At 70.5% G+C, this 26,056-nt stretch carries 17 protein-coding genes; 14 read left to right on the top strand and 3 right to left on the bottom strand.

What is annotated here, in order from left to right; genetic code table 11:
• Nucleotides 1-523: 523 nt before the first annotated feature.
• Nucleotides 524-2,677 carry an MMPL family transporter gene (locus AB5J53_RS40070; protein WP_369250500.1) on the top strand — a complete coding sequence of 718 codons (2,154 nt, stop codon included), beginning with the start codon at nucleotides 524-526 and terminating at the stop codon, nucleotides 2,675-2,677.
• A 317-nt stretch (nucleotides 2,678-2,994) separates the two neighbouring features.
• Here the strand turns inward: AB5J53_RS40070 and AB5J53_RS40065 are convergent, their stop codons facing one another.
• Complete coding sequence (locus AB5J53_RS40065; RefSeq protein WP_369250499.1) at nucleotides 2,995-5,676, bottom strand: FAD/NAD(P)-binding protein; 2,682 nt, start codon at nucleotides 5,674-5,676, stop codon at nucleotides 2,995-2,997.
• A gap of 241 nt (nucleotides 5,677-5,917) precedes the next feature.
• Here AB5J53_RS40065 and AB5J53_RS40060 point away from each other — a divergent pair, with 241 nt between their 5' ends.
• The 3 genes from AB5J53_RS40060 (at nucleotide 5,918) to AB5J53_RS40050 (ending at nucleotide 9,107) form a co-directional block, all read left to right on the top strand.
• Nucleotides 5,918-7,165, top strand: coding sequence for an Ig-like domain-containing protein (locus tag AB5J53_RS40060; protein WP_369250498.1), 1,248 nt, complete (start codon nucleotides 5,918-5,920; stop codon nucleotides 7,163-7,165).
• 220 nt (nucleotides 7,166-7,385) lie between these two features.
• Nucleotides 7,386-8,795 carry a glycoside hydrolase family 16 protein gene (locus tag AB5J53_RS40055; protein ID WP_369250497.1) on the top strand — a complete coding sequence of 470 codons (1,410 nt, stop codon included), beginning with the start codon at nucleotides 7,386-7,388 and terminating at the stop codon, nucleotides 8,793-8,795.
• 15 nt (nucleotides 8,796-8,810) lie between these two features.
• Complete coding sequence (locus AB5J53_RS40050) at nucleotides 8,811-9,107, top strand: hypothetical protein (protein ID WP_369250496.1); 297 nt, start codon at nucleotides 8,811-8,813, stop codon at nucleotides 9,105-9,107.
• Nucleotides 9,108-9,154: 47 nt separating this feature from the next.
• Here the strand turns inward: AB5J53_RS40050 and AB5J53_RS40045 are convergent, their stop codons facing one another.
• Complete coding sequence (locus tag AB5J53_RS40045; RefSeq protein ID WP_369250495.1) at nucleotides 9,155-10,042, bottom strand: AraC family transcriptional regulator; 888 nt, start codon at nucleotides 10,040-10,042, stop codon at nucleotides 9,155-9,157.
• A gap of 145 nt (nucleotides 10,043-10,187) precedes the next feature.
• Between AB5J53_RS40045 and tkt the strand changes: the two genes are divergently transcribed.
• The 8 genes from tkt to AB5J53_RS40005 all read left to right on the top strand — a co-directional run bounded on the left by tkt (nucleotide 10,188) and on the right by AB5J53_RS40005 (nucleotide 20,114).
• Nucleotides 10,188-12,275 carry a transketolase gene (gene tkt / locus AB5J53_RS40040; RefSeq protein ID WP_369250494.1) on the top strand — a complete coding sequence of 696 codons (2,088 nt, stop codon included), beginning with the start codon at nucleotides 10,188-10,190 and terminating at the stop codon, nucleotides 12,273-12,275.
• Nucleotides 12,276-12,294: 19 nt separating this feature from the next.
• Complete coding sequence (gene tal, locus AB5J53_RS40035) at nucleotides 12,295-13,440, top strand: transaldolase (protein ID WP_369250493.1); 1,146 nt, start codon at nucleotides 12,295-12,297, stop codon at nucleotides 13,438-13,440.
• Nucleotides 13,441-13,940: 500 nt separating this feature from the next.
• Nucleotides 13,941-15,506, top strand: coding sequence for a glucose-6-phosphate dehydrogenase (zwf, locus tag AB5J53_RS40030; protein ID WP_369252765.1), 1,566 nt, complete (start codon nucleotides 13,941-13,943; stop codon nucleotides 15,504-15,506).
• Nucleotides 15,503-16,438 carry a glucose-6-phosphate dehydrogenase assembly protein OpcA gene (gene opcA / locus AB5J53_RS40025; protein WP_369250492.1) on the top strand — a complete coding sequence of 312 codons (936 nt, stop codon included), beginning with the start codon at nucleotides 15,503-15,505 and terminating at the stop codon, nucleotides 16,436-16,438. The genes zwf and opcA overlap by 4 nt, the downstream gene beginning before the upstream one ends.
• Nucleotides 16,431-18,080, top strand: a complete 1,650-nt coding sequence (gene pgi / locus AB5J53_RS40020) for a glucose-6-phosphate isomerase (RefSeq protein WP_369250491.1) — start codon at nucleotides 16,431-16,433, stop codon at nucleotides 18,078-18,080. Before opcA ends, pgi begins: the two co-directional genes overlap by 8 nt.
• 6 nt (nucleotides 18,081-18,086) lie before the next feature.
• Entirely contained in the window at nucleotides 18,087-18,965 is an 879-nt protein-coding gene (gnd, locus tag AB5J53_RS40015; protein ID WP_369250490.1) for a phosphogluconate dehydrogenase (NAD(+)-dependent, decarboxylating), read from the top strand.
• 5 nt (nucleotides 18,966-18,970) lie between these two features.
• Nucleotides 18,971-19,576, top strand: a complete 606-nt coding sequence (locus AB5J53_RS40010) for a histidine phosphatase family protein (protein WP_369250489.1) — start codon at nucleotides 18,971-18,973, stop codon at nucleotides 19,574-19,576.
• An 82-nt stretch (nucleotides 19,577-19,658) separates the two neighbouring features.
• Nucleotides 19,659-20,114: a tellurite resistance TerB family protein gene (locus AB5J53_RS40005; RefSeq protein ID WP_369250488.1), complete on the top strand. Its 456-nt coding sequence runs from the start codon at nucleotides 19,659-19,661 to the stop codon at nucleotides 20,112-20,114.
• 17 nt (nucleotides 20,115-20,131) lie between these two features.
• Here the strand turns inward: AB5J53_RS40005 and AB5J53_RS40000 are convergent, their stop codons facing one another.
• Nucleotides 20,132-21,424 (bottom strand): lipase family protein, encoded by a 1,293-nt coding sequence (locus tag AB5J53_RS40000; protein WP_369250487.1) that lies wholly within the window; start codon nucleotides 21,422-21,424, stop codon nucleotides 20,132-20,134.
• A 375-nt stretch (nucleotides 21,425-21,799) separates the two neighbouring features.
• Between AB5J53_RS40000 and AB5J53_RS39995 the strand changes: the two genes are divergently transcribed.
• Both AB5J53_RS39995 and AB5J53_RS39990 read left to right on the top strand, forming a co-directional pair.
• Nucleotides 21,800-24,688, top strand: a complete 2,889-nt coding sequence (locus AB5J53_RS39995) for a peroxidase family protein (RefSeq protein WP_369250486.1) — start codon at nucleotides 21,800-21,802, stop codon at nucleotides 24,686-24,688.
• A complete protein-coding gene (locus AB5J53_RS39990; RefSeq protein WP_369250485.1) occupies nucleotides 24,675-26,054 on the top strand; it encodes a hypothetical protein in 1,380 nt (459 codons plus the stop codon). Before AB5J53_RS39995 ends, AB5J53_RS39990 begins: the two co-directional genes overlap by 14 nt.
• Nucleotides 26,055-26,056 lie beyond the last annotated feature (2 nt).

The following is a 26,056-nucleotide window of genomic DNA, read 5'->3' as shown; positions in this document are numbered from 1 at the left end:
AGGAACCACATGCGCATCTCGCGTCCTGTGCGAGGCGGCCTTCCGAGCGCACCGTGTCCTCCCCCCGGTGTCCGGCGGGACCACACGACGGCATGTCCGGCGCGACGACGGACCGCGGGGGAGCAGCACCGTCCGTCATGTGACAGGTTGTGCACGGCCGTGGACTCGTCGTGCGCGTCAGGGGGGGCGGCAGACGAGGAGCGCGGCCACGGGTGCGGACCTTGGCGGGACGGCGCGAACTCGGACGTCGGCTGCCGACCGCAGGGAGCGAGCGCCGAGTGACGGCGCGGAGGGGACCCGCCCCAGGTCGGGAGCTCATCGAGCCGGGCTGCCCCCGTGCGTTGTCGTCGACTGCCGACCGGCCGAACCGTCCCGCACTCCCTCCCCCGAGTGAGTCCGCGTCCCGTATCCGTCGTACGGGGGAGTCCCCGATACCGCTCCCCCCGGCGATCCGGTGACTCCCCGTCCGGCACGACGCTGAGTGGCGACGTCATCCACCGCACCCACCGCCGGGAGGCGTACCGTGCTCGCCACGATCTCCCGGGCGGCGACCCGCCGCCCGCTCACCGTGATCCTCGTCTGGCTGCTCATGCTGCTGATCGGCTTCGGCCTCGGCACCGGCGTCTTCAGCCGACTCGTCGACTCGGTGCCCGATGTCCCGGGCACCGAGTCGGACCGCGCCGCCGCCTACCTCGACCGCGTCGACAAGAGCGGCGAGTCGATCACCGCCGTCGTCGCGGGCACCTCGGTCTCCGACCCCGGACTGCGGTCCCAAGTCGAACGTGCCGTCGCCGACTTGCGTACGGTCTCGGGAATCGCCGACGTGCCCGACCCGTACACCACCCACGGCCTCACCTCCGGCGACGGCAAGGCCCTCGTCATTCCGGTGACGCTCAAGGGCGACATGAAGTTCAAGGACGAGAAGAAGGCCGTGGACACGGCGGCCGAGCGCATCCGGCAGGTCGACGCGCCCGAAGTCCACGTCAGCGGCGGCCTGTTGCTCGGCCAGCAGATGAGCGGGCGCGCACAGGAGGACGTACAGCGCGCCGAGTTGATCTCACTGCCGGTCGTGCTGGCGCTGCTGCTCGTCGTCTTCGGCGGGCTGCGGGCGGCCGGGCTGCCCCTGCTGATCGCGATCAGCGGAGTCGCGGGCGCGTTCCTGGCGCTCTTCGCCTTCAGCCAGTTCACCGACATCTCGGTGTACGCGATCCAGGTCACCACCATGCTGGGACTCGGACTCGCCGTGGACTACGCGCTGTTGATGGTGGTCCGCTTCCGCGAGGAGCGACGGCACACCGACGACGTCATCGAGGCCGTGCACCGCACCGTCGCCGGCGCCGGGCGGACCGTCCTGTTCTCCGGGCTCACGGTGGCCGTCAGCCTCACCGGGCTGCTGGTGTTCCCCAGCCCCTTCCTGCGCAGCATGGGCCTGGCCGTGGCCGCCGTGGTCGTCGTCGACATGCTCGCCGCGGTCACCCTGCTGCCGGCGCTGCTCGCGCGCTTCGGCGCCCGCATCGCACCGGCCCGCGACCCCCGAGCGGACGCCGGCTCCAAAGCCGGCTCCAGGTTCGGCCTCAAGTCCGGCGCCGACCCCGACAACGAAGGCCGCCTCTTCGCCCGCCTCGCCCGGTTCGCCGCGCGCCGTCCGCTCGTCATCCTGGCCACCCTCGTCCCGGCCCTGCTCGTCCTCGCACTGCCCGTCGCCGGAATGAAGATCAGTATCGGGGACGCGAAGCAACTGCCCTCCAACACCGAGGCACGGCAGCTGTACGACACCGTGGACGCCCACTTCCCGCCCGGCACCGGGGTCTCGCCGGTGACCGTGGTCGTGCGCCCCGGCGCCGCCCCGGACACGGTGGCCCGGATCCGTGCCCTCTCCGACACCACCGACTCCCGCACCCTTCCGGGCGGCGCCACGCTGGTGCACCTCCAGCCGACCGGCAGCGTCGACGGCAAGGCGGCCACCGACCTGGTCGAGCGGGTACGGCAGGTACGCGGGAACGAGCCCGTCGAGGTCACCGGCGTCGCGGCCCGGCTGGTCGACTTCCGCGAGATGCTCGCCGAGCGGGCGCCCTGGGCGGCGGCCACCGTTCTGCTCGGCATCTTCGCGCTGCTCTTCGCCTTCACCGGCTCGGTCCTCATCCCGCTGCGGACCATCGCGACCACCCTGCTCAGCCTGGGCGCCGCGCTCGGCGCGGTGGTCTGGGTCTTCCAGGACGGCCATCTGGCCGGGGCGCTGGGCGCCGAAGGCCTGGGCTCCCTCAGCCTGACGGCTCCGCCGCTGATCATCGCGATCGCCTTCGGACTCGCCATGGACTACGAGCTGTTCATCCTCGCCCGGATGCGCGAGACCTGGCTGCGGACCGGCGACGCCCAGGAAGCCGTGATCACCGGTCTGCGCCGCTCCGGACGCGTGGTCAGTTGTGCCGCACTGCTCCTCGCGATCGTCTTCGGAGCGTTCATGACCGGCGGCTTCTCCCCCATCCTGCAGATCGGCCTCGGGCTCACTCTGGCGGTCCTGATCGACGCGACCGTCGTACGCATGCTCCTCGTACCGGCGACGATGGCACTGCTCGGGCGGCGCGCGTGGTGGGCACCGGGCGCCATGCGTCGGGCGCACGACCGGTTCGGGGTGAGTGAGGAAGCACCGCCTCAGCCTCAACTGACCAGTGTCTGAGAGCCAGTCGAAGTCTGAGAGCTGGTCGAAGCAGTCCGTCACCCGCCGCCCGGCGGCGGCTGACGGACTGCTTCGTGAGACGGGTGCGGAATTCGTAGCAGCCCACGCCCACGTCGGTGGTTGCCAGGGGTTGACCTCGGCGAACACGACCACCTCGGACGGCGACCACTCGACGCTGACCGGGCACGGCGACCGGGGCGTCGTACCAGAGTTCGTCCCCCTCGTCCGTCTGCTGCATCGCGAGAGCCCGCTTCAGCTCCGCGTCCGACAGGGTCCCGTCCACGTGATCGAACGGGACCCGGTACGAGACGGCCCGCTCAGCCGGGCAGCGCGGCGAGCAACCGCCGGTCCCTAGGGGCCGCGCCGCGGTCGAGGCGGGCGTCCAGCAGTCGTCGGGCCGCGTCGCAACGACCCGCAGCGACAAGGGCGTACAGCAGGGTCTCCTCGACGACCTCGCGCTGGGCCGCGCTGCCGCCGACCTTGCGGAGCACCGGCAGGAGGGCGTCGAGGCCGCGAGCGGCTTCGTGGAAGCGTTCCTCGACGAGGGCTGCGAAGGCCTGGCAGAGCGGGACGATGACCTCGCGCTGGACGGGATCGGCGCCCGCGGCGTGGTCGCGCAGACGGCGCAGGGCCGCCAGGTCCCCGGCGGCGGCGAGAGCGACCGCGGCGTGCAGTGCGGTGAACGCGGTCGCGGGCCGCTCGACGACCTCGCGCGCGACGGTCTCGAGAACGTCCGCCGCGGGCACTTGCCCACGCCAGCTGTCGCTCAGCCGGGCCCGCCACAGCAGCGACCCGGAGTCGACCAGCGCCCGCACCCCGGTCACCCGCCCCGGCGCGAGCTGCGCGAACCACCGCCTGCGTACGGCGGCGCGGTCGTCCAGGGCGAGTTCGTGCAGCGCGATGTGCCAGGAGAAGTGCGCCCGGTGGACGGCGCCCCGGCCCTGCCCCGACACCCAGGCGTCGAGCCAGTCGCGGCCCACCTCGTGCGCGCCGGACTCGTAGTGAACGTGGGCGAGCGCGTGCACGGCGTGCCCGGAGGCGGGCTCGGTGGCCAGGGCGCGGTGGGCCAGCTCGGCGGCCTCGTGGAAGCGGCCCTGTTCCTGGCGCAGGAAGGCCAGCAGCGAGGTGTGGAACCAGTGCCCGTCGTACGCGGGCGAGGTGCGCTCGACCAGGCGCAGCGCGTAGGCGTCGTCGAGGTCGTTGATACCGGAGAAGGCGATGGTGGGCACGGCGGCGGCGAGCGCCAGCGCGTCGGCGGGGTGGGTGTCGAGATGTCCGAGCAGGGCGCCGGCACCCCCGTCCGCGGAATCACCGTGGACGCGCCGCGTGACGACGTCCACGAAGGAACGCTCCCGCTCGTCGGCCCTCTCGCGCGCGGAGCGCTGCGCGTCGGCGAGGGCCCTGGGTACGTCGACCTCGGCGCCGCACTCGTGACCGAGCAGGGCGAGCGCGGCGTGCCCGAGCGCGAAACCGGGGTCGAGGCGGACCGCGCGCCCGAAGGCGTCCTCGGCTCCGGCCCTCACCTTGAGGACCCGGTCGAGCCCGGTGCGATAGGCGGCGGCCGCCTCGGCGTGGGTGGACAGCGCGAGCCCGTGCCCGTCGACGGGCCGGCGGCGCACGGCTCGTCGAGGCGTCGACAGCGGCGCGAGCAACTCCTGGGCCAGCACGGCGGCTTGGACGCGGATCTCCGGGACGGCGGTGGTCTCCCACAGCTCGCCGCGACGGGGAGCGCCGAGCGTGAACAGCGGGCGCTCGCTGAGGCCTTCGGCGTCGAGGAGACGGCCGTCGCGGGTCGCGGCGCCCATGCCCAGCGGGCCGCGCGCCGCGGCACCGGAGTCGAACAGCGAACGCCACAAGGGGTCTTCGAGACGCGGGCCGGGGCCGGTGCAGTCGATGACCCAACCCGCGCGCACCTCCTGGCCGTTGGAGAGCGTGACCAGCACCGAGCCGTCGTCCAGTACGGCGGCGTCCGTGACCGCTCCGGCGTGCACCCGCAGTCGCCGGGCCGTACGGGCACGGGTCACCGACTCGGCCGTCGCGGGCGCCATCCGATGGCGATGGGTGTTCCACAGCGCGCCCTCGCGCTCCAGGAACGCGACGCGCTCCTCGGGGGTGAGGCTGCGCCACAGCCGCGCGGTGTGCGGCCGCAGGCTGTCGAGCGCCGGGCGCCAGTCCCCGTACGTGCGGACGGCCCGGCCGATGTGCCGGTAGACGGTCCTGCGCAGCGCGGACAGCGACGGCGCGTCGAGCCCGTCGGGAGCGGCCATCGCCGCGGCGGGGCCGATCGCGTGCGGCTGGGGCAGCAGGCCGCCCCGGGAGACGGCGTGCACGGTGCGCCCGGGCCGGTCGAGGCTCAGGGCCAGGTCCACCGCGGTGAGTCCCGTCCCGACCAGCAGGACGTCGGCCGGGTCGGCGAGCGGACCGTCGAGGGCTCCCGGCCCCCAAGGAGCCCGTATGAAACGCTCGGAGGTACGCAGTCCCGGCGGGGCCCAGTCGCTCCGCGCGGCGGCGGGGCCCGTGGCGAGTACGACGCTGTCAGCCATCAGGCGTTGCCCGTCGGCGAGTTGGAGCTCTACCCCATCGGTGGAGGTGCCGGTACAGCTCTCCGCCCGCGTCCGCAGCCGCCGTACGGCGACCGTGCCGTGGGCGCGGACGATCGCCTGGGCCAGCGTGTCGGCCAGATAGGCGCCGTACCTGTACCGGGTGGCGAAGTCGGCGCCCCTGACGGCGGGTTCGCCGTGCCGGCACAGCCAACGGGTGAAGTGTCCGGGGTCGTCCGGGTAGCAACTCATCCCGCTCGCGGGCACGTTGAGCCGGTGGCGTGGGTCGGGTGTGGCGTACGCGGTACCGCGCCCGGCCTCCGGGGCCGGGTCGACCAGGACGAGGTCGAGCGGCGCCCGGCGGCGTGCCGCCGTCTCGCACAGCTGGACGGCGGTCAGCGTGCCGGCCGCGCCCGCTCCGACGATGGCCACGGTGTGCCGCTTGCGGGCTGGATTCACAGATACCTCCGGCGGGGTGTGCGGGGTCGGTGAGCGGAACTCCTTCTGCACTGTTCCGGTCGGCCGCTCATACTCTGTTCACAAGCGGAGCCGACCGGACAACCGTGGTTTCAGGCCTTCTCTCAGGGTGCCTTCACAGGAATCTCAGGTGGAGCCCCTCGGATTCAAAGGGTCAACCCATGAAACGGGCGCAGGATGCACCCGCAGTGGTGGTGATCGAAGAACCCGAGAAAGGCATGCCGTGGGCGTCCCTCAGATATCAAACCGATCCGAGCGGCCGGCCTGGTCACGGCGCGGGATCCTGGCGGCGCTCGGCGCCGCGGTACCCGCCGTCGCCCTGACGGGCTGCAGCGGCTCGGCGGACGCCTCGGAGGGGACGAGTGCGACGGCGACCGCGGCCGCGGGCACAAAGGCCCAGGCCAAGGTCAAGACACCGACCGTCACCGTCACCCCCGCCGACGGCACGAAGAAGGCCGATTTCACCAGCCCGGTCGAGGTCACCGTGGTGAACGGCACCCTGGCGACCGTCGAGGTCACCGGCAACGACGGCTCCACCCTGGCCGGGTCCTTCAACGACGCCCGTACGAAATGGACCTCCGCCAAGAATCCGTACTCCGGCACCAAATACACGGTCACAGCGAAACCACAGGGCGCCGACGCGCACACCGCGGCCTTCGTCACGAAGTCCCCTGGTGAGACCTTCGTGGGCTATTTCACTCCGGAGGCGAATTCGACCTCCGGCGTCGGCATGCCCGTGTCGATCAACTTCACCCAGGCCGTCAAGGACCGCGCCGCCGTCGAAAAGGCGATCACGGTGACGGCCGAGCCCGCGGTCGAGGTGGTCGGCCACTGGTTCAGCGACACCCGGCTCGACTTCCGGCCCGAGGAGTACTGGGCCTCGGGCACGAAGGTCACGCTGAGCCTGCGTCTCAAGGACGTCGAGGGAACGGACGGCGTCTACGGCACCCAGTCCAAGGACGTCACCTTCCACATCGGCCGCCGCCAAGTCAGCACGGTCGACCTGGCGAAGAAGACGATGACGGTCGAGCGGGACGGCTCGACCCTCGCCACCTACCCGGTGAGCGGCGGCGACGCCGACCACACCACGTGGTCCGGGATCATGGTCATCAGCGAGCGCTTCAAGCAGACCCGGATGGAGTCCTCGACCGTGGGCCTCGGCGACGAGTACGACATCAAGGACGTCCCGCACGCCCAGCGTCTGACCACCTCCGGCACCTTCATCCACGGCAACTACTGGGCCTCGACATCGGTCTTCGGCACCAGCAACACCAGCCACGGCTGTGTCGGCCTGCACGACGCCAAGGGCGCGAACGACAGCTCCGTGCCGGGCTACACGTTCTACAACGGCTCGATGCTCGGCGACGTGGTGATCGTCGAGAACTCGGGCGAGAAGACCGTGGACCCCGCCAACGGCCTCAACGGGTGGAACCTGTCCTGGGCGGACTGGACGGCGGGGAGCGCTCTCTAGCGGCCCCTCCAGAGACTTCGGGGCCTCCGTGGACTTCGCAGGCGCTTCCTTCACATCGTGAACTCCCTTCCACGGAAGGGAGTTTCTCGGCTTTACCTCTTGACGACCGGAGTGACAGAGAGCACATTGTCCGCGCAGCTGCTGTGAGAGCGCTCTCAATTCCCATGGGAGCGCTCCCCCAACCACCCGCGCACCCCACTCCGTACCCGAAGAGGCACCCATGAGTGAAACTTCCGGCACACCCAGCGCATCCGGCAGACGCCGCCCCCTGCGGCGCGTACTCATCGCCGTGTTCAGCACCATCGGCCTGGCGGCCGCCGCCGCCACGGCCGCCACCCTCCCCGCGAACGCCTCCGCCCCCACACCCCCGGCCGGCTGGTCCCAGGTCTTCCTCGACGATTTCAACGGGGCCGCCGGATCCGGCGTCAACACCGCCAACTGGCAGTACACGACGGGCACGAGCTACCCCGGCGGACCCGCCAACTTCGGTACCGGCGAGGTCGAGACGATGACCTCCAGCACGAACAACGTCTCCCTCGACGGGGCCGGAAACCTCCGGATCACTCCGCGGCGCGACGCCTCCGGCAACTGGACCTCGGGCCGCGTCGAGACCGTCCGCACCGACTTCCAGCCACCCGCGGGCGGCAAGCTCCGCGTCGAGGCCCGCCTGCAGATGCCGAACGTCACCGGCGCCGCCGCCAAGGGCTACTGGCCCGCCTTCTGGATGCTGGGCGCGCCCTTCCGCGGCAACTACTGGAACTGGCCGGGCATCGGCGAGCTGGACATCATGGAGAACGTCCAGGGGCTCAACACCGAGTGGGCCACCATGCACTGCGGCACCTCTCCGGGCGGCCCCTGCAACGAGACCTCCGGCATCGGTGGCAACACTCCCTGCACGGGCACGACGTGTCAGGCCGGCTTCCACACGTACGCCGTCGAGTGGGACAAGTCGACGAGCCCCGAAGAAATGCGCTTCTACCTGGACGGCGTCAACTTCCACACGGTGCGGGCGAATCAGGTCGACGCGACCACCTGGGCGAACGCCACCAATCACGGCTACTTCCTGATCCTGAACGTGGCGATGGGCGGCGGCTTCCCCGACGCCTTCGGCGGCGGCCCGGACGGCGGCACGGACCCCGGCCACTCGCTGGTCGTCGACTACGTCCAGGTCCTGCAGTCGGCCGGCGGTGGCGGCACGACCCCGCCGCCCTCCGGCAACCGTGACGCCTACAGCGCCATCCAGGCCGAGTCGTACGACAGTCAGTCCGGCGTCGGCACCGAGACCACCACCGACACCGGCGGCGGCCAGAACATCAGCGCGCTCGCGAACGGCGACTACGCGCTCTACAAGGGTGTCAACTTCGGTTCCACGGCGGCCCATCAGTTCTACGGCCGGGTCGCGAGCGGCGCGGCGGGTGGCGTCAGCGGACTCGTCGAGGTGCGTCTCGACAGCCGTACGAACGCGCCGATCGGCAGCTTCTCGGTGGCCAACACCGGTGGCTGGCAGTCCTGGAGAACGGTGCCCGCGAACATCAGCTCGGTCACCGGAACCCACGACGTCTATCTGACCTTCACCAGCGGCCAGCCGGCGGACTTCGTCAACGTCAACTGGTTCGACTTCGGTCACTGACAGGGGAGTTGACCGGTGATCACAGGCTCCCCGGCCAGGTCCGTCGTGCCACGCTGCGAGGTCAGGCGGCTGGTGACCGCCGTCCTGACCGCCCTCCTCACGGTGCCGGCGCTCGGCCTGGCCGGGGCGGTGCCCGCGAAGGCCGCCACCGACCACACCCAAGGCGTCGACGCGACCGGCTCCGGCTCGTCCGGATCTGGTTCACGCCGACCACACCCGCGTCCCTGGTCGATGTTCGATGACCACTCGTCGGTGCAGATCCCGGGCGCCGCGAACCCGCCGACCGGGCTGACGCTCGGCATCGGCCGGTGATCCAGAAGTAGTGCGGGAAGGGGGCGGGCCCTGCGGCCCGCCCCCTTTCAGCGCAGCTCAGCCCGGAATGCCGCCGGGGTCGTGTCCGTGTGCTGGTGGAAGAACTTGGAGAAGTTGGCCGAGTCGGGGAAGCCCACGGCGACGCCGATACGGCCGATGGGCATCTCCGTGTGCGCGAGGAGCCGCTTGGCCTCCAGGATCACCCGCTTGTCGATGAAGCCCTTCGGGGTCTCGCCGGTGGCCGCTCGCACCGCGCGGACGAGGGTGCGGCGGGAGTAGCCGAGGGCGTCGGCGTACGCGCTGACGCTGTGGTTGGTGGCGAAGCCCTTCTCGACCGCGTCCCGGAAGCGGGTGAAGGTGGTGTCGGTCAGCTCGCGGGCCGCCTCGGCGGAGCTCGCCGCGAGGTGGGCGAGGCGCAACAGGAACGCGGTCAGGGAGTGCCGCAGCACCGCGGTGTGCAGGCTGAGCGGCAGCGTGGTCGTGTCGTTGTATTCGCGTCCCAACTGAGCGAGGGAGTCCTCCAGGGCGGCGAGCTGGGCCGCGTCGGGGTGCAGCAGCGGGGGCTGGTCGTAGCGGTAGAGACCGGTCGCCTCGACCGTGGCGCGGGGCAGAAAGCCGGGTTGCATGATCAGGGCGGTCCCCCGGTACTCGCCTCCCCTGGAGAAACGGTGGACCTGCCCCGGCCGGATCCACAGCAGGTCGCCGGCTGTGACCTCGTACTCGGTGAAGTCGACCATGTGCGTCACCGGACCCCCGCGGAACAACATCACCACGTGGAAGTCGATGCGGTGGACGCGGTCCAGGGGTGCCTCCTCGGCCCAGGCGCGGTCGGGCTCCATCGATCGGACCTGCATGCCGACGCCGCTCACGCTCAGGTCGATGGGGAAGGGAAACGTTCTGATCCCGTCACCGTCTTGGGTGGTTCTGTCTGCCATGTCCTTCTCGCGTCGCCTCGGTCGGCACTCCGTGTCCCACTTTCACCGAAGGCTGACACACGGGCACCTTCCCCGGCAAAAGTCAGACTTTTAGTTTTGAACGCGTCCGAGCACTTACCCCGCTCCTATCGAGGACTTCTTGAAGATGAGCACGCAGACACCCGACAGCTTCTCCGACGGATTCGAGTGGACCGAGCTGGACCGGCGTGCCGTCGACACCGCCCGCCTCCTGGCGGCCGATGCCGTACAGCAGGTCGGAAACGGCCACCCGGGCACCGCGATGAGCCTGGCCCCGGCCGCGTACACCCTCTTTCAGAAGGTGATGCGTCATGACCCCGCGGACCCGGAGTGGACCGGCCGCGACCGCTTCGTCCTCTCCCCCGGCCACACCTCGCTGACCCTGTACACCCAGCTCTTCCTGTCGGGCTACGAGCTCGAACTGGACGACCTGAAGGCGTTCCGTACGCACGGGTCGAAGACGCCGGGCCACCCGGAGTACGGACACACGGCGGGCGTCGAGACGACGACCGGACCGCTCGGCCAGGGTGTGGCCAACGCCGTGGGCATGGCGATGGCCGCCCGCTATGAGCGCGGCCTCTTCGACCCCGAGGCCCCCGAGGGCGAGTCCCCCTTCGACCACACCATCTGGGCGATCGTCTCGGACGGCGACCTGGAGGAGGGCATCTCCGCCGAGGCCTCGTCCCTCGCCGGCCACCAGAAGCTCGGCAATCTCGTCTTCGTCTACGACGACAACCACATCTCCATCGAGGGCGACACCGCGACGGCGTTCTCCGAGGACGTGCTGAAGCGCTACGAGGCGTACGGCTGGCACGTGCAGCGGATCGAGCCCGCGCTGGGCGGCGACATCGACGTCCACGCGCTGTACACGGCGCTGAAGACGGCGCAGGACGAGACCCAGCGCCCCTCCATCATCGCCATGCGCACGATCATCGCCTGGCCCGCCCCGAACGCGCAGAACACCGAGGCCTCCCACGGCTCGGCGCTCGGCGCCGAGGAGATCGCGGCCACCAAGCGGATCCTGGGCTTCGACCCGGAGCAGACCTTCCAGGTGGACGCCGAGGTCCTGGACCACGCCCGTACCGCCCTCGACCGGGGCGCCGAGGCGCACGCCGCCTGGGACAAGCAGATCGCCGAGTGGCGCACCGCGCAGCCCGAGCGCGCGGGGCTCTTCGACCGTGTCGTCGCCGGTCAGCTGCCCGAGGGCTGGGAAGCCGCGCTGCCGGTCTTCGAGCCGGGCACCTCCGTCGCGACCCGCGCCGCCTCCGGCAAGGTCCTCCAGGCGCTCGGCGGTGTGCTCCCCGAGCTGTGGGGCGGCTCCGCCGACCTCGCCGGCTCGAACAACACCACCATCGACAAGACCTCGTCCTTCCTTCCGAAGGGCAACCCGCTGCCGGAGGCCGACCCGTACGGCCGCACCGTCCACTTCGGCATCCGTGAGCACTCGATGGCCGCCGAGATGAACGGCATCGCGCTGCACGGCAACACCCGTATCTACGGCGGTACGTTCCTGGTCTTCTCCGACTACATGCGCAACGCAGTGCGCCTGTCCGCGCTGATGCAGCTCCCGGTGACCTACGTCTGGACGCACGACTCCATCGGCCTCGGCGAGGACGGCCCCACCCACCAGCCGGTCGAGCACCTCGCCTCGCTGCGCGCCATCCCCGGTCTGAACATCGTCCGCCCGGCCGACGCCAACGAGACGGCGATCGCCTGGGCCGAGATCCTCAAGCGGCACGCCACCAAGCCGGCCCCGCACGGTCTGGCGCTCACCCGTCAAGGTGTGCCCACCTACGAGGCCAACCCCGAGGCGGCGAAGGGCGGTTACGTCCTGCGCGACTCCTCCACCGAGACGCCCGACGTCGTCCTCATCGCCACCGGCTCCGAGGTACAGCTCGCCGTCGCCGCGCGCGAGCAGTTGGAGGCCGAGGGCGTGGGTACGCGTGTCGTGTCGATGCCGTCGGTGGAATGGTTCGAGGAGCAGTCCGCGGAGTACCGCGAGAGCGTCCTCCCGCCGTCCGTGAGGGCCCGCGTGGCGGTCGAGGCGGGCATCGGCCTGACCTGGTACCGGTACGTCGGTGACCACGGACGCATCGTTTCTCTCGAGCACTTCGGCGCCTCCGCCGACGCCAAGACCCTGTTCGCCGAGTTCGGCTTCACCTCCGAGAACGTCGCCGCCGCCGCGCGGGAATCTCTTACCGCAGTCCGCGGTTGATCCGATCGCACAAAGGAAGATGATCACTGTGACCGAAGCAACCGCGACCGCGGTAACCCTGAAGCGCCTCTCCGACGAAGGCGTCTCCATCTGGCTCGACGACCTCTCCCGCAAGCGGATCGCGTCCGGCAACCTCGCCGAACTCATCGAGACCAAGCACGTGGTGGGCGTCACCACCAACCCCTCCATCTTCCAGGCCGCCATCGGCTCCGGAGAGGGGTACGAGGAGCAGCTGGCCGACCTCGCGGTGCGCGGCGTGACGGTCGACGAGGCCGTCCGCATGATGACGACCGCGGACGTGCGCGCCGCCGCCGACATCCTGCGCCCGGTGTACGACGCGACCGGCGGCCGTGACGGCCGGGTCTCCATCGAGGTCGACCCGCGCCTCGCCCACCACACCGAGGCGACGGTCGCCGAGGCCAAGCAGCTCGCCTGGCTGGTCGACCGCCCGAACGTGATGATCAAGATCCCGGCGACGCGGGCCGGTCTCCCGGCGATCACCGAGGTCATCGGCCTCGGCATCAGCGTCAACGTCACGCTGATCTTCTCGCTGGAGCGCTACCGCGAGGTCATGGACGCCTACTTGGCGGGCCTGGAGAAGGCGCAGGCGGCCGGGATCGACCTGTCCACCATCCACTCCGTCGCCTCCTTCTTCGTCTCCCGCGTCGACAGCGAGATCGACAAGCGGCTGGCGAAGGTCGGCACCGACGAGGCGCTCGCCCTCAAGGGCAAGGCCGCGCTCGCCAACGCCCGGCTCGCGTACGAGGCCTACGAGGACGTCTTCGGCGGTGCCCGCTGGACCGCCCTCGCCCCGTCCGGCGCCCACAAGCAGCGCCCCCTGTGGGCCTCGACGGGCGTCAAGGACCCCGCGTACAAGGACACGCTGTACGTCGACGAGCTCGTCGCGCCCGGCACGGTCAACACCATGCCGGAGGCGACCCTGAACGCCACCGCCGACCACGGCGACATCCACGGCGACGCGGTGACCGGCGGCTACGAGCAGGCCCGCGCCGACCTGGCGGCCGTCGAGGCGCTCGGGATCTCGTACGACGAGGTCGTGAAGCAGCTGGAGGACGAGGGCGTCTCGAAGTTCGAGGCCGCCTGGCAGGAGCTGCTGGAGGCCGTGGCGACCTCGCTCAGCGGCAAGGGAGTCGAGGGGGAATGACCAAGAATGAAGCGCTTCCCGACAGCGCCGCGCAGGATGCGGCCACCGCGGCGAAGGGACTGGGTGACGCGGCCGTGGAACCGGCTGTGGTGACGGCGCGATCCGGTGACGCCGACACGGAAACAGCCGACGGGATCGTGGGATCCCGTGACGCGAACACGGAACCGGCCGGCGTGGTGGGACTCGGTCACGCCGACCCGGAGACGGCCGACGCGACGGCCGGATCCGGCGCCGCGAACACGGAACGAGCCGTCGTGACGGCGGGATCCGGCGCCGCGAGCACGGCGCCCGCCGACGTGGTGGGACCCGGTCACCCCGACCCGCGAACGGCCGACGCGACGGCGGCATCCGGCGCCGCGAACACGGAACGAGCCGTCGTGACGGCGGGATCCGGCGCCGCGAGCACGGCGCCCGCCGACGTGGTGGGAGCCGGTCACGCCGACCCGGAGACGGCCGACGCGACGGCGGGATCCGGGCGCGCGAACGCGGATCCGGCCGACGTGACGCCGCAGGCCCTCGCCGAGGCGCTCGGCCTCCCGGTGTCCGACTGGGACAACCCGCTCCGCGACCCGCGCGACCGCCGCCTTCCCCGCATCGCGGGCCCCTCCGGCCTGGTCATCTTCGGCGTCACCGGCGACCTGTCCCGCAAGAAGCTGATGCCGGCCGTCTACGACCTCGCCAACCGCGGTCTGCTGCCGCCGGGCTTCTCGCTCCTCGGGTTCGCCCGCCGCGAGTGGGAGGACCAGGACTTCGCGCAGGTCGTCCACGACTCGGTGCGCGAGCACTCCCGCACGGAGTTCCGCGAGGAGGTCTGGCTGCAGCTCGCCGAGGGCATGCGGTTCATTCCGGGCGACTTCGACGACGACACGGCGTTCAAGCAACTGCGCTCCGCGGTCGAGGAGTTGGACTCCTCGCGCGGCACCAGCGGCAACTATGCCTTCTACCTCTCCGTACCGCCGAAGTTCTTCCCGAAGGTGGTCCAGCAGCTCAAGAAGCACGGCCTTGCGGACGCGCCGGAGGGCTCCTGGCGACGCGCGGTCATCGAGAAGCCGTTCGGCCACGACCTGGCGAGCGCGCGCGAGCTCAACAAGATCGTGCACGAGGTGTTCGACCCGGACCAGGTGTTCCGAATCGACCACTACCTCGGCAAGGAGACCGTCCAGAACATCCTGGCGCTGCGCTTCGCCAACCAGATGTACGAGCCCATCTGGAACCGGTCGTACGTCGACCACGTACAGATCACCATGGCCGAGGACATCGGCATCGGCGGCCGGGCGGGCTACTACGACGGCATCGGCTCCGCCCGTGATGTGATCCAGAATCACCTCCTGCAGCTGATGGCGCTGACCGCGATGGAGGAGCCGGCCGCCTTCGACGCCGAGTCGCTGCTCACCGAGAAGCTGAAGGTCCTCAAGGGCGTGAAGCTGCCGGAGAACCTGGGCGAGCACACCGTGCGCGGGCAGTACGCGGCGAGCTGGCAGGGCGGCGAGAAGGTGCGCGGCTATCCGCAGGAGGACGGCATCGATCCCGAGTCGACGACCGACACCTACGCGGCCGTCAAGCTGGAGGTCGACAACCGCCGTTGGGCGGGCGTCCCCTTCTACCTGCGCACCGGCAAGCGCCTGGGCCGACGGGTGACGGAGATCGCGGTGGTCTTCCAGCGCGCGCCCCACTCCCCCTTCGACTCCACGGCCACCGAGGAGCTCGGCGCGAACGCGATCGTCATCCGCGTCCAGCCGGACGAGGGCATGACGGTGCGCTTCGGATCGAAGGTGCCGGGTACGTCGATGGAGATCCGGGACGTCACGATGGACTTCGCCTACGGCGAGTCGTTCACCGAGTCCAGCCCGGAGGCGTACGAACGGCTGATCCTGGATGTCCTGCTCGGCGACGCCAATCTCTTCCCCCGTCACCAAGAGGTGGAAGAGTCCTGGAAGATCCTCGACCCGATCGAGGGGTACTGGGAGACGCACGGCAAGCCCGCGCAGTACCCCTCGGGCAGTTGGGGCCCGAAGGAAGCCGACGAGATGCTCGCACGAGACGGACGGAGCTGGCGCAGGCCATGAAGATCGACCTGACCGACACCACGGCAAGCAAGATCAACAAGGCGCTCGTGCAGGGGCGCCGGGCCATCGGCACCCCCGCCGTGGGCATGGTCCTGACGATGGTCATCGTCACCGACGAGGAGAACGCGTACGACTCGATCAAGGCGGCCGAGGAGGCCTCGCGCGAGCACCCCTCGCGCACCCTGGTCGTCATCAAGCGCGTCGCCCGCACACCCCGCGACCGCACCAACTCCCGCCTGGACGCGGAGGTGCGCGTCGGCTCGGACGCGGGTACCGGTGAGACGGTCGTGCTGCGGACGTACGGCGAGGTGACCGACCACGCGGACTCCGTGGTCCTGCCGCTGCTGCTGCCCGACGCCCCGGTCGTGGTCTGGTGGCCGGTGGACGCGCCCGAGGTCCCCGTCAAGGACCCGCTGGGCGCCCTCGCGCAGCGCCGGATCACCGACATGTACGCCGTCGAGGCGCCGCTCCTGGCCCTGGAGGCCCGCGCCGCCTCGTACGCCCCCGGCGACACCGACCTCGCCTGGACCCGGCTGACGCCGTGGCGCTCGATGCTGGCGGCCGCGCTCGACCAGGCCCGTACGAAGGTGACCTCCGCGGCCGTCGAGAGCGAGGCCGAGAACCCGAGCGCCGAGCTGCTGGCCCGCTGGCTGGAGGCCCGGCTGCGGGTGCCGGTCGAGCGGGTCGTCACCGCGGGGCCCGTCGTGACCGCCGTACGGCTCGGCACCGAGAACGGCGAGATCGTGATCGACCGTCCCGAGGGCCCGTTGGCCACGCTGTCCCTTCCCGGGCAGCCCTCCCGCACCCTCGCGCTGAAGGTGCGCTCCACCTCCGAGCTGATCGCCGAGGAGCTGCGCCGCCTCGACGCGGACGAGATGTACGCCGTCGCCCTGCGGGGCGAGGGCACCAAGGAGACCCCCGGTCATGTCTGACTCCCCCAAGCTCACGCGCCGTCCGGAGTGGGTGGCCCTGGAGGACCACCGCGCGGGCGGCCTGCTCCACCCGCGGCTGCGTGAGCTGTTCGCCGCCGACCCCGCGCGCGCCGAGCGCTATGTCGTGCGGGTCGGCGACCTGCGGATCGACTACTCCAAGCACCTGATCACGGACGAGACCCTCGCCCTGCTCCAGGAACTGGCCACCGCCACCGATGTGTTCGGGCTGCGCGACGCCATGTTCCGCGGCGAGAGGATCAATGTCACCGAGGACCGCGCGGTGCTGCACACCGCGCTGCGCGCTCCGCGCGACGCGGACATCGAGGTCGACGGCGAGAACGTCGTCCCCGCGGTGCACGCCGTGCTCGACAAGATGGCCGACTTCTCCCAGCGCGTCCGCTCGGGCGAGTGGACCGGACACACCGGCAAGCACATCAAGAACGTCGTGAACATCGGCATCGGCGGCTCCGACCTGGGCCCCGCGATGGCGTACGAGGCGCTGCGCGCCTTCACGGACCGGTCGCTGACCGTGCGGTTCGTGTCCAACGTGGACGGGGCGGACCTGCACGAGGCCACCCGCGACCTGGACCCGGCGGAGACGCTTTTCATCATCGCGTCGAAGACCTTCACGACGATCGAGACCATCACCAACGCGACCTCGGCGCGCTCATGGCTGCTGGCCGGGCTCGGCGGCGACGAGAAGGCCGTCGCGAAGCACTTCGTGGCGCTGTCGACGAACGCCGGGAAGGTGTCGGACTTCGGCATCGACACGGCCAACATGTTCGGGTTCTGGGACTGGGTCGGCGGACGGTACTCCTTCGACTCGGCGATCGGTCTGTCGCTGATGATCGCCATCGGGCCGGACCGCTTCCGCGAGATGCTCGACGGGTTCAGGATCGTCGACGAGCACTTCAAGACCGCTCCCGCGGAGGCCAACGCGCCCTTGCTGCTCGGCCTGTTGGGCGTCTGGTACGGCAACTTCTTCGACGCCCAGTCGCACGCCGTGCTGCCGTACTCGCACTACCTGTCCAAGTTCACCGCGTACTTGCAGCAGCTGGACATGGAGTCCAACGGCAAGTCCGTGGACCGCGACGGCCACCCCGTGGAGTGGCAGACCGGGCCGGTCGTGTGGGGCACACCGGGCACCAATGGGCAGCACGCGTACTACCAACTCATCCACCAGGGCACGAAGTTGATCCCAGCCGACTTCATCGGCTTCATCAACCCGGTCGACGAGCTGAGCGAGGAACTGAAGGACCAGCACGACCTGTTGATGGCGAACTTCTTCGCGCAGACGCAGGCGCTGGCCTTCGGCAAGACGCCGGACGAGGTGCGCGCCGAGGGGGTGCCCGAGAAGCTGGTGCCGCACAAGACGTTCAAGGGCAACCACCCGACGACCACGATCCTCGCCGGCGAGCTGACGCCCTCCGTCCTCGGCCAGCTGATCGCGCTGTACGAGCACAAGGTGTTCGTCCAGGGCGCGATCTGGAACATCGACTCCTTCGACCAGTGGGGCGTCGAGCTCGGCAAGGTTCTCGCCAAGCGCGTCGAACCGGCCCTCACCGAGGGCGCGGACGTCCCCGGCCTCGATCCCTCCACCGCCGCCCTTGTGGCCGCTTACCGCACTCTCCGGAAGAAGTGAACTGACATGCAGCTCGGACTCATCGGCCTCGGCAAGATGGGCGGCAACATGCGCGAGCGGATACGCCGCGCGGGCCACACCGTCGTCGGCTACGACCGCAATCCCGACCTCGCCGACGTGAGCAGCCTCGCCGAACTCGTGGGCAAGCTCGAGGGCCCGCGCGTGGTCTGGGTGATGGTGCCCGCCGGCGCCCCCACCCAGTCCGTCGTCGACGAGCTCGGCGACCTCCTGGAGCCCGGCGACACCGTCGTCGACGGCGGCAACTCCCGCTGGACCGACGACGAGAAGCACGCCGAGGAGCTGGCGGCCAAGGGCATCGGCTTCGTCGACGCGGGCGTCTCGGGTGGCGTGTGGGGCCTGCAGAACGGCTACGCCCTGATGGTCGGCGGCGACGCCGAGAACATCGCGAAGGTCCAGCCGGTCTTCGACGCGCTCAAGCCCGAGGGCGACTTCGGCTTCGTCCACGCGGGCAAGGTGGGCGCCGGCCACTTCTCCAAGATGGTCCACAACGGCATCGAGTACGCCATGATGCAGGCCTACGCCGAGGGCTGGGAGCTCCTGGAGAAGGTCGACTCCGTCACCGACGTCCGGGAGGTCTTCCGCTCCTGGCAGGAGGGCACGGTCATCCGCTCCTGGCTGCTCGACCTGGCCGTCAACGCCCTCGACGGCGACGAGCACCTGGACAAGCTGCGCGGCTACGCGGAGGACTCGGGCGAGGGCCGCTGGACCGTCGAGGCGGCCATCGACAACTCCGTCCCGCTCCCGGCGATCACGGCCTCCCTCTTCGCGCGGTTCGCGTCCCGCCAGGACGACTCCCCGCAGATGAAGATGATCGCGGCGCTGCGCAACCAGTTCGGCGGCCACGCCGTCGAGTCCGCGAAGTAACGGCCATGGGCGACCTCCTGCTGGTCCGCCACGGCGAGACCGAGTGGAGTGTGTCGGGACAGCACACCAGCTGGACCGACCTGCCCCTCACCCAGCGCGGCGAGGAGCAGGCCAAGTCCCTCGCCCCGCTGCTCGCCGGCCGGACCTTCGCCCTGGCGCTCACCAGCCCGCTGGGCCGCGCGGTCCGCACCGCGGAACTCGCCGGCATCTACGGGGCCGTAGCCGACCCGGATCTGCACGAGTGGGACTACGGCGCGTACGAAGGCGTCACCACCGTCGAGATACACCGCACCCGGCCCGACTGGTACCTGTGGGACGACGGAGTGCCGCCCGGTCCTGCCGGTCACCCGGGCGAGTCACCGACCCAGGTGGGACAGCGCGCCGACCGTGTGCTGTCCCGGATCGAGACGGCGCTCGGCGACGGTGACGTGATCCTCGTGGCGCACGCCCACTTCCTGCGGGTGCTCACGGCACGCCGGCTCGGGCTTCCCCCGGCGGACGGACGGCTGTTCCAGCTCGCCACGGGCACGGTCAGCCGGCTCTCCACCGAGCACGGGCGTCCCGTGATCGCCGAGTGGAATGCCACAGGAACTTCTGCGGCCGTCCACTAGTTTCTACGGTGCTGTAGAAACCGAAGAGGTTCCGGCCCGCCCGCTCGGGCGGGCCGGGCCTTCGACTACGTATGGAGTTCTCATGGCCCTGTGGGACCGCATCAAGGAGTCCGCGTCGACGATGCAGACCCAGCTCGTGGCGAAGAAGAACGATCTCAAGAGCGGTGCCTTCCGCGACGCGAGCATGGCGATGTGCGCACTCGTGGCGGCGGCGGACGGATCGATCGACCCGTCCGAGCGGCAGCGCGTCGCCCAGCTCATCGCCACGAACGAGGTGTTGCAGAACTTCGACGCCACCGACCTCCAGCGACGCTTCGACGACAATCTGAACAAGCTGACGGCCGACTTCGCCTTCGGCAAGGTCAGCGTGCTCCAGGAGATCGCCAAGGCCAAGAAGAAGCCCGCCGAGGCGCGTGCCGTCATCCAGATCGGCATCGTCATCGGCGGCGCCGACGGCGACTTCGACAAGACCGAGCAGGCCGTCGTGCGGGAGGCGTGCTTCGCACTCGACCTGCCGCCGCACGAGTTCGACCTGTAGGCCTCGGGCGGCCCCGGCTACAGCACGTCTCCGAACTCGCTCAACACCCCCGGCGGGGCGAGTGCGTTGACGTAGTGGCCGGGGCCGTGGTCGTCGAAGGAGTACTTGAACGGGAGGGTGCGGGTCAGCGCGAGCCGGGTGGCGAAGAAGGCGAGCGGCGCCACGACGGCGAGGCCCGCGAGGCTGTCCATCTGCGGATAGTGCAGGCCCGGTGCAGTGTTCTCGCTCCAGCCGTCCGCACGCGCGCCCAGCAGCGGGCGCAGCGACCGCCGGACCGATTCGGTGACCCGGACGCCGAGTTCGTCCCAGCCCGCCATCGGCCGGCTCGCCATGGTGCGCAGCAGCTCGCCGGGGAGTGAGACGGCCTCGATCGCCGCGTCGGCCGCGAAGGTGAGGGCCGTGTCCATCGGTCCGCGCGGCCTGCGGTAGTGGAACTCCCGGCCGAACGGCGCGTAGGGGCCGACCGGCCGGGGCGGCAGCGCGGGGACGACATCGCGGTCGAAGATGTAGCGGATCAGCCGGTCGCGCAGCAGATGCACGCCATGGGGCCCGATCGACTCTTCGCAGACGCGGGCGAAATCGGGGCCGCCGACCATGGGCTGGCCGAAGGTGTAGACGGCCTTGAGCTTCTCGGCGATGCGCCGGTAACGGGGTTCGTGGGCCAGCACCACACCCATCAGGGCGGCCATCGCGCCCCCGAGGCTGTGACCGGTGATGTATAGCGCCTCCAGACCGTCACCGCGGGTGCCCTCCTCGCCGGGGATCACCGACTCGCCGCGCAGTGCGCGCTCCAGGGCCTCGACGATCAGATGGCGGGTGGCGCGGATGTTGCGGTAGAAGCCCGCGTGGACCTCGTACCGTTGCCCCTCCAGTTCCACGGAGAGCATCTCGGGCCGTACATCGGCGTCGGTGAGGATGCTGATGATGTCCTCGGGCTGGGTGCCCCGGTAGCAGAGGATCGCGACCCGGCGGTCCTTGTCCTGGATCAGATACGCGGCCGAGGCGATGTACATCGCGTCCACGCGCTGCTCGAACACGCGGCAGCTGTTCTCCTCCAGACCCAGCCGCGCCATGATCGTGGCGACGGTCCGTGGGTCACTCCGCTGGGCGAATCCCGCGTACGAGTACGCCGCGCAGGTCGCCAGGGTGTGCGGGACGACTCCGTCGGGGTCGGGCTGGGCCTTGTCCTCGACCAGGCGTTCCACCAGGTCGGGGTAGACCGGGAAGCCGGTCGGGCCCGGTTCGATGTCGGGCTTCAGCGGGCGCAGCTCGGCGAAGCCGGGCCCTTTGGCGTAGTCGTCGTCGCGCATGGCGCTCTCCCCCGGATCACAGCGGACGCCCCGGCGCGCTCCCGCGGCGTGCCGGGGTGGGTGTCCAGCCTGGCGAGCGCACCCCCGCGTTGTGAATCCGTCGACCGGCGTACCCCCGGTCACCCATCGCTCCCCGGCCACCCCGCCGGCCGCCGGGTGGGGTTGCTGGGGAGCAACGGCGTTCACGGGGCGCGCACCCCGGCCGGCCGCCCGCGCCCTCGCCTCCTTGACGTGCGCGCACGTCACTTTTCGTCTAATTGTTCGTAGAGGTGACAAGGGGGCGCACATCGGCGGGAACCCCCGCTGTGGGCGCTCCGGGCCGCCGGTAGCGTGCTGGCCCCTGTCCCGTACGCATCCGTACGAAGGAAACGACCGATGGCCGAGACCGGGCAGTACGAACAGCAGCGCGAACAGCAGTACGAGCGGTACGAAGGCGGCAGTCCCGAGGCGGAACGGCTGGTGTTCGAGCGGCTGGCCCGCGAGCTGATGGAGGTGCAGGTCAAGAACCGGCGGGCGGGTGGCGGCGGGATCTCCCGTGCCTTCCATGCCAAGGCCCCGGTGGCCGTGGAGAACGCGCGGCTGCGCTTCCACGACGATCTGCCCGCGGCCCTGCGCAGCGGTTTCGCCCAGCCGGGCGCCGAGTATCCGGCGACGGTACGGCTGTCGAACGCGAGCGGCGTCCGGCAGGGCGACGGATCGCCCGACCTGCGGGGCGCGGCCGTGCGGGTTCGGGTGTCGGAGGGCGAGAGCCATGACCTCCTCGCGACGAGTTATCCGGTCTCGCACGCCCGCGACGCCCGTGAGTTCGTGGCCTTCGCCAAGGCGATGGCGGGCGCCCGCAGTCCCCTGCAGAAGGCGTTCGGACTGTTCGTGAAGCTGCCGCTCGCGGTGGGGCTCGGCACCGCGAACCGGATGCGCCGCAATGTCCAGGCGGCGACGCGGCACACGGTCAACTCTCTTGCCAGTGAGACGTATTGGAGCCGGGGCGCCATCCTGTGGGGCGACGCGGGTCCGGTGCGCTATCTGCTGCGTCCGGCACCAGGGAGCCCACCGGCGGCCACCCCCGAACGCAGTGACCCGGAGTTCCTGCACCGTGAGATCGCCGCACGGCTGGCCAAGGCGGACGTCGTCTTCGAGCTGTGCGTACAGCGCTACGTCGACGAACGGCACACCCCGATCGAGGACGCCTCGGTGGAGTGGAAGGACGCCCTCGCGCCCGCGGTGGCCATCGCCCGGCTCACCATCCCCGGCCAGGACCTGAACAGCGCCGAGGCCCGCGCCGCCGCCCGCCGGATCGAGGACCTCGCCTTCAACCCCTGGTACACGACCGACGACTTCCGCCCGCTCGGCAATATCAACCGGGCCAGGAAGGCCGCGTACCAGGCGAGCAGCACACATCGGCTGGGCCTGCGGTTCGTGACGGAGGAACCCCTGCAGAACAGGCTGCTCGGCCCGCCGATGGGTGCGGCCTTCGCGCTGCTGAACCGGTATGTGCCCTGGCACCGCCTGCCGTTGCAGCTGAGCCTGCTGAACCTGGTGTTCCTGCGCAAGGTGCTGCGCCGGCTGAACCTGATCGACACCGAGGTCCGGGAGGCACCGCCGAAGGCGCAGCCCGTGCCGGAGCCCATCCCCGAGCGGCTGCGCTCCGAGCGCTCCTACGACGGGGCGTACAACGATCTGTCCGCACCGAGGATGGGTGCCGTCGGCTCGGCCTTCGGACGCAATCTGAAGCCGGACTACCGCCCCGACCTGTTCGACACGCCCAACCCGGTCACGGTCAGCCGCCAACTCCTCCACCGCGAGAGCTTCGTGCCCGCGACGTCGCTCAACATCCTGGCGGCCGCGTGGATCCAGTTCCAGGTGCACGACTGGGTCAACCACCGCCGCTACAAGCCCGGCGAGCGCCAGGTCGAGGTGCCGCTGCCGCCCGGCGGCGGAGGCTGGCACAACACGCCCGGCGGGCCGCCCGAGAATGTCATGCGGTTCGCGGAGAACGAGGGCCTCGAACAGCCCGGCAACCGGCCGCCGATCCTCTTCGGCAACGTCGCCTCGCACTGGTGGGACGGCTCCGAGGTGTACGGCGAGGACGAGCAGACCGCGCGGTTCCTGCGCGAGCCGGACGGCGGTGCCAAACTCCGCCTTGAGGACGGCCACCTGCCGTCGGGCTCGAACGGCATTCCGCTCACCGGCTTCAACGAGAGCTGGTGGATGGGGCTCAGCGCGATGCACACGCTCTTCGCGCGCGAGCACAACGCGGTGTGCGACGCGCTGCGCGCCGAGTATCCGTCGCTGAGCGAGGAGCGGATCTATCAGACGGCGCGGCTGGTGGTCTCCGCGCTGATCGCGAAGATCCACACGGTGGAATGGACCCCGGCGATCCTCGCGACCGAGGCGATCGACATCGGGCTGCACACCAACTGGCAGGGCCCGCCGAAGAACTGGCTGAACCAGCTGGGCCTGTGGCTCTTCGAGGCGCACTCGCTGACCGGTATCCCGAAGACGCTGCCGGACCACCACGCGGCGCCGTACTCGCTCACCGAGGACTTCGTCACCGTCTACCGCATGCACCCACTGATCCCGGACGACTTCGAGCTGCGCGAGCACCACTTCGGGCAGCGCCTGGAGACCGTGGGCTTCCTGGACATCCAGGGCGGTGCGGCCGAGTCACAGATCCGCAAGACAGGGCTCGCCAACACGCTGTACTCGTTCGGCATCGCCCACCCGGGCGCGATCACGCTGCACAACTACCCCCGCTCGCTCCAGCAGTTCGAGCGGGACGGCGAGATCATCGACCTGTCGGTCGTGGACCTCGTACGGACCCGGCGGCGCGGTGTCCCGCGCTACAACGACTTCCGCGCGGGCCTGCACAAACAGCGCATCCGTTCCTTCGAGGAGCTGACGCAGAACGCGGAGACGCTGGCCCGGCTCAAGGAGGTCTACCGCTCGGTCGACGAGATCGACACCGTGGTCGGGCTCTTCGCCGAGAACCCGCCGGAGGGCTTCGGCTTCAGCGACACCGCGTTCCGGATCTTCATCCTGATGGCCACCCGGCGCCTGCAGAGCGACCGCTTCCTGAACGTCGACTACCGGCCGGAGATCTACACACCGCTCGGCATCGACTGGGTCGAGAAGGGCGGCATGAACTCCGTCATCCTGCGGCACTGCCCCGAGCTGGCGGCGCTGATGCCGCGCGGGGCGAGCGCGTTCGCGCCGTGGCGGTCGGTGCGGCCGAGCGGCGACGGAGGCTCGGATGACGTCGGCTGACGTACAGACAGGTCACGCGGGACTGGACGACCTCCTCACACGGCCACTCCTGGACACGGTGTATCACCGCCGCACCCACCGGGTCAGCCGGGGTGCGTCGGTGCCCGCCGGATCGATGAGCCACCGCTCCACTCACACCCAGCAGCCGCTGTCGGAGCTGGAGGAGGCGGTGCTCATCGCGCTCACCGGTTCCACCGGGCTGACCATGCCCGACCGGCCCTTCGAGGACCCGCGGGACGGCAAGCCCATCATGGCCAAGCCCAACCTGACCATGACGGGCCGGACCGCCGGCAGCCCGGACAACGCGCAGGGCACGCACTTCTTCCTCATCAACGACACGGGCACGTACTTCCTGCGCAGGCTGCCGCCCGCACCCCACGAACCGTTCGACGCCGAGACCCTGGTCGCGCGGGCCCGCGAGTCGAAGGTGCGGGTCCTCGACCAGCGCCTCGACGTCGCCCAGGGGCTGCGCGACTTCCCGGCGTACCTCGACTCGAACCGGTTCCTGTCCAACCTGCCCGGAACCACCGTGTTCCTGCCGGTGGTCGACCTGTCCCACCAGTACATCAACGCGCTGATGTACCTGCTGACGCAGCCGGACGGAGCGCGTCCGACCCTCGTCGACGACCGGAACCTGTACCGCCCGGCCGGGGTGAAGAAGTGGGTCCAAAACGGCTTCCTGAACAAGGACCTGAAGCTCCCGCTCGGCGCGCTGGGCCCCATGCGCACCCAGATCGAGGCGGACCTGCTGCTGCAGAACCTGATGCTCACGGCCGAGGCGATGGGTCTTGGCGCCTGGATCCACGCCTCGATCAATCCGCAGATCGCCCTGGGCGACCCCAAGTTCTCGCGGGCGTACGGCAGGATGCTCGGCTTCACCTTCGTCACCCCGCGCTGGCGCCTCGCCGACCTGTGGCGCTGGCACGTCCCGCTGCCCACGTACGCGACGCTGCGCTCGCATCCGGTGGGGCTCACCTCGCGCGAGGGCGAGCCGCTCATCGCCGCCGCCTGCCCGCCCACGCACAAGTCGATGTCGGACGCGGTGGACGCGGTCATCGCCGCCAAGTTCGGCACCGGCGGGACGTACTCCGACAAGGACGTCTTCGCGCGGATCTACAAGGATGACTACGGGCAGCGCTATCTCGCCGAGGCCAGTGAGTACGACGAGCAAGTCATCGACTGCGCCCGGGACATCTGCGAATACATCCTCCGCACGCATCGCCGTTTCCCGGCGCACACGGACGCGATCCACGTCCCGGGCATCTGGCTCCAGGCGCACCATGTGGAGAGCGAGTACTACGACCGGTTCTTCGTGAACGGGCTGACCCCGGCGCATCGCGGGCACGCCGAGCTCTGGGACACCTGACC

This window comes from Streptomyces sp. R41, from assembly GCF_041053055.1.
Taxonomy (GTDB): domain Bacteria; phylum Actinomycetota; class Actinomycetes; order Streptomycetales; family Streptomycetaceae; genus Streptomyces.
The sequence above is the reverse complement of the archived record's forward strand: the minus strand, read 5'-3'. Positions and strand labels throughout refer to the sequence as shown.

Excerpts from the sequence above, each read along its gene's own strand:
- AB5J53_RS40055 (WP_369250497.1), top strand. The coding sequence starts at position 7,386 with ATGAGTGAAACTTCCGGCACACCCAGCGCATCCGGCAGACGCCGCCCC.
- AB5J53_RS40045 (WP_369250495.1), bottom strand. The coding sequence starts at position 10,042 with ATGGCAGACAGAACCACCCAAGACGGTGACGGGATCAGAACGTTTCCC.
- tkt (WP_369250494.1), top strand. The coding sequence starts at position 10,188 with ATGAGCACGCAGACACCCGACAGCTTCTCCGACGGATTCGAGTGGACC.
- tal (WP_369250493.1), top strand. The coding sequence starts at position 12,295 with ATGATCACTGTGACCGAAGCAACCGCGACCGCGGTAACCCTGAAGCGC.
- opcA (WP_369250492.1), top strand. The coding sequence starts at position 15,503 with ATGAAGATCGACCTGACCGACACCACGGCAAGCAAGATCAACAAGGCG.
- pgi (WP_369250491.1), top strand. The coding sequence starts at position 16,431 with ATGTCTGACTCCCCCAAGCTCACGCGCCGTCCGGAGTGGGTGGCCCTG.
- gnd (WP_369250490.1), top strand. The coding sequence starts at position 18,087 with ATGCAGCTCGGACTCATCGGCCTCGGCAAGATGGGCGGCAACATGCGC.
- AB5J53_RS40010 (WP_369250489.1), top strand. The coding sequence starts at position 18,971 with ATGGGCGACCTCCTGCTGGTCCGCCACGGCGAGACCGAGTGGAGTGTG.
- AB5J53_RS40005 (WP_369250488.1), top strand. The coding sequence starts at position 19,659 with ATGGCCCTGTGGGACCGCATCAAGGAGTCCGCGTCGACGATGCAGACC.
- AB5J53_RS40000 (WP_369250487.1), bottom strand. The coding sequence starts at position 21,424 with ATGCGCGACGACGACTACGCCAAAGGGCCCGGCTTCGCCGAGCTGCGC.
- AB5J53_RS39995 (WP_369250486.1), top strand. The coding sequence starts at position 21,800 with ATGGCCGAGACCGGGCAGTACGAACAGCAGCGCGAACAGCAGTACGAG.
- AB5J53_RS39990 (WP_369250485.1), top strand. The coding sequence starts at position 24,675 with ATGACGTCGGCTGACGTACAGACAGGTCACGCGGGACTGGACGACCTC.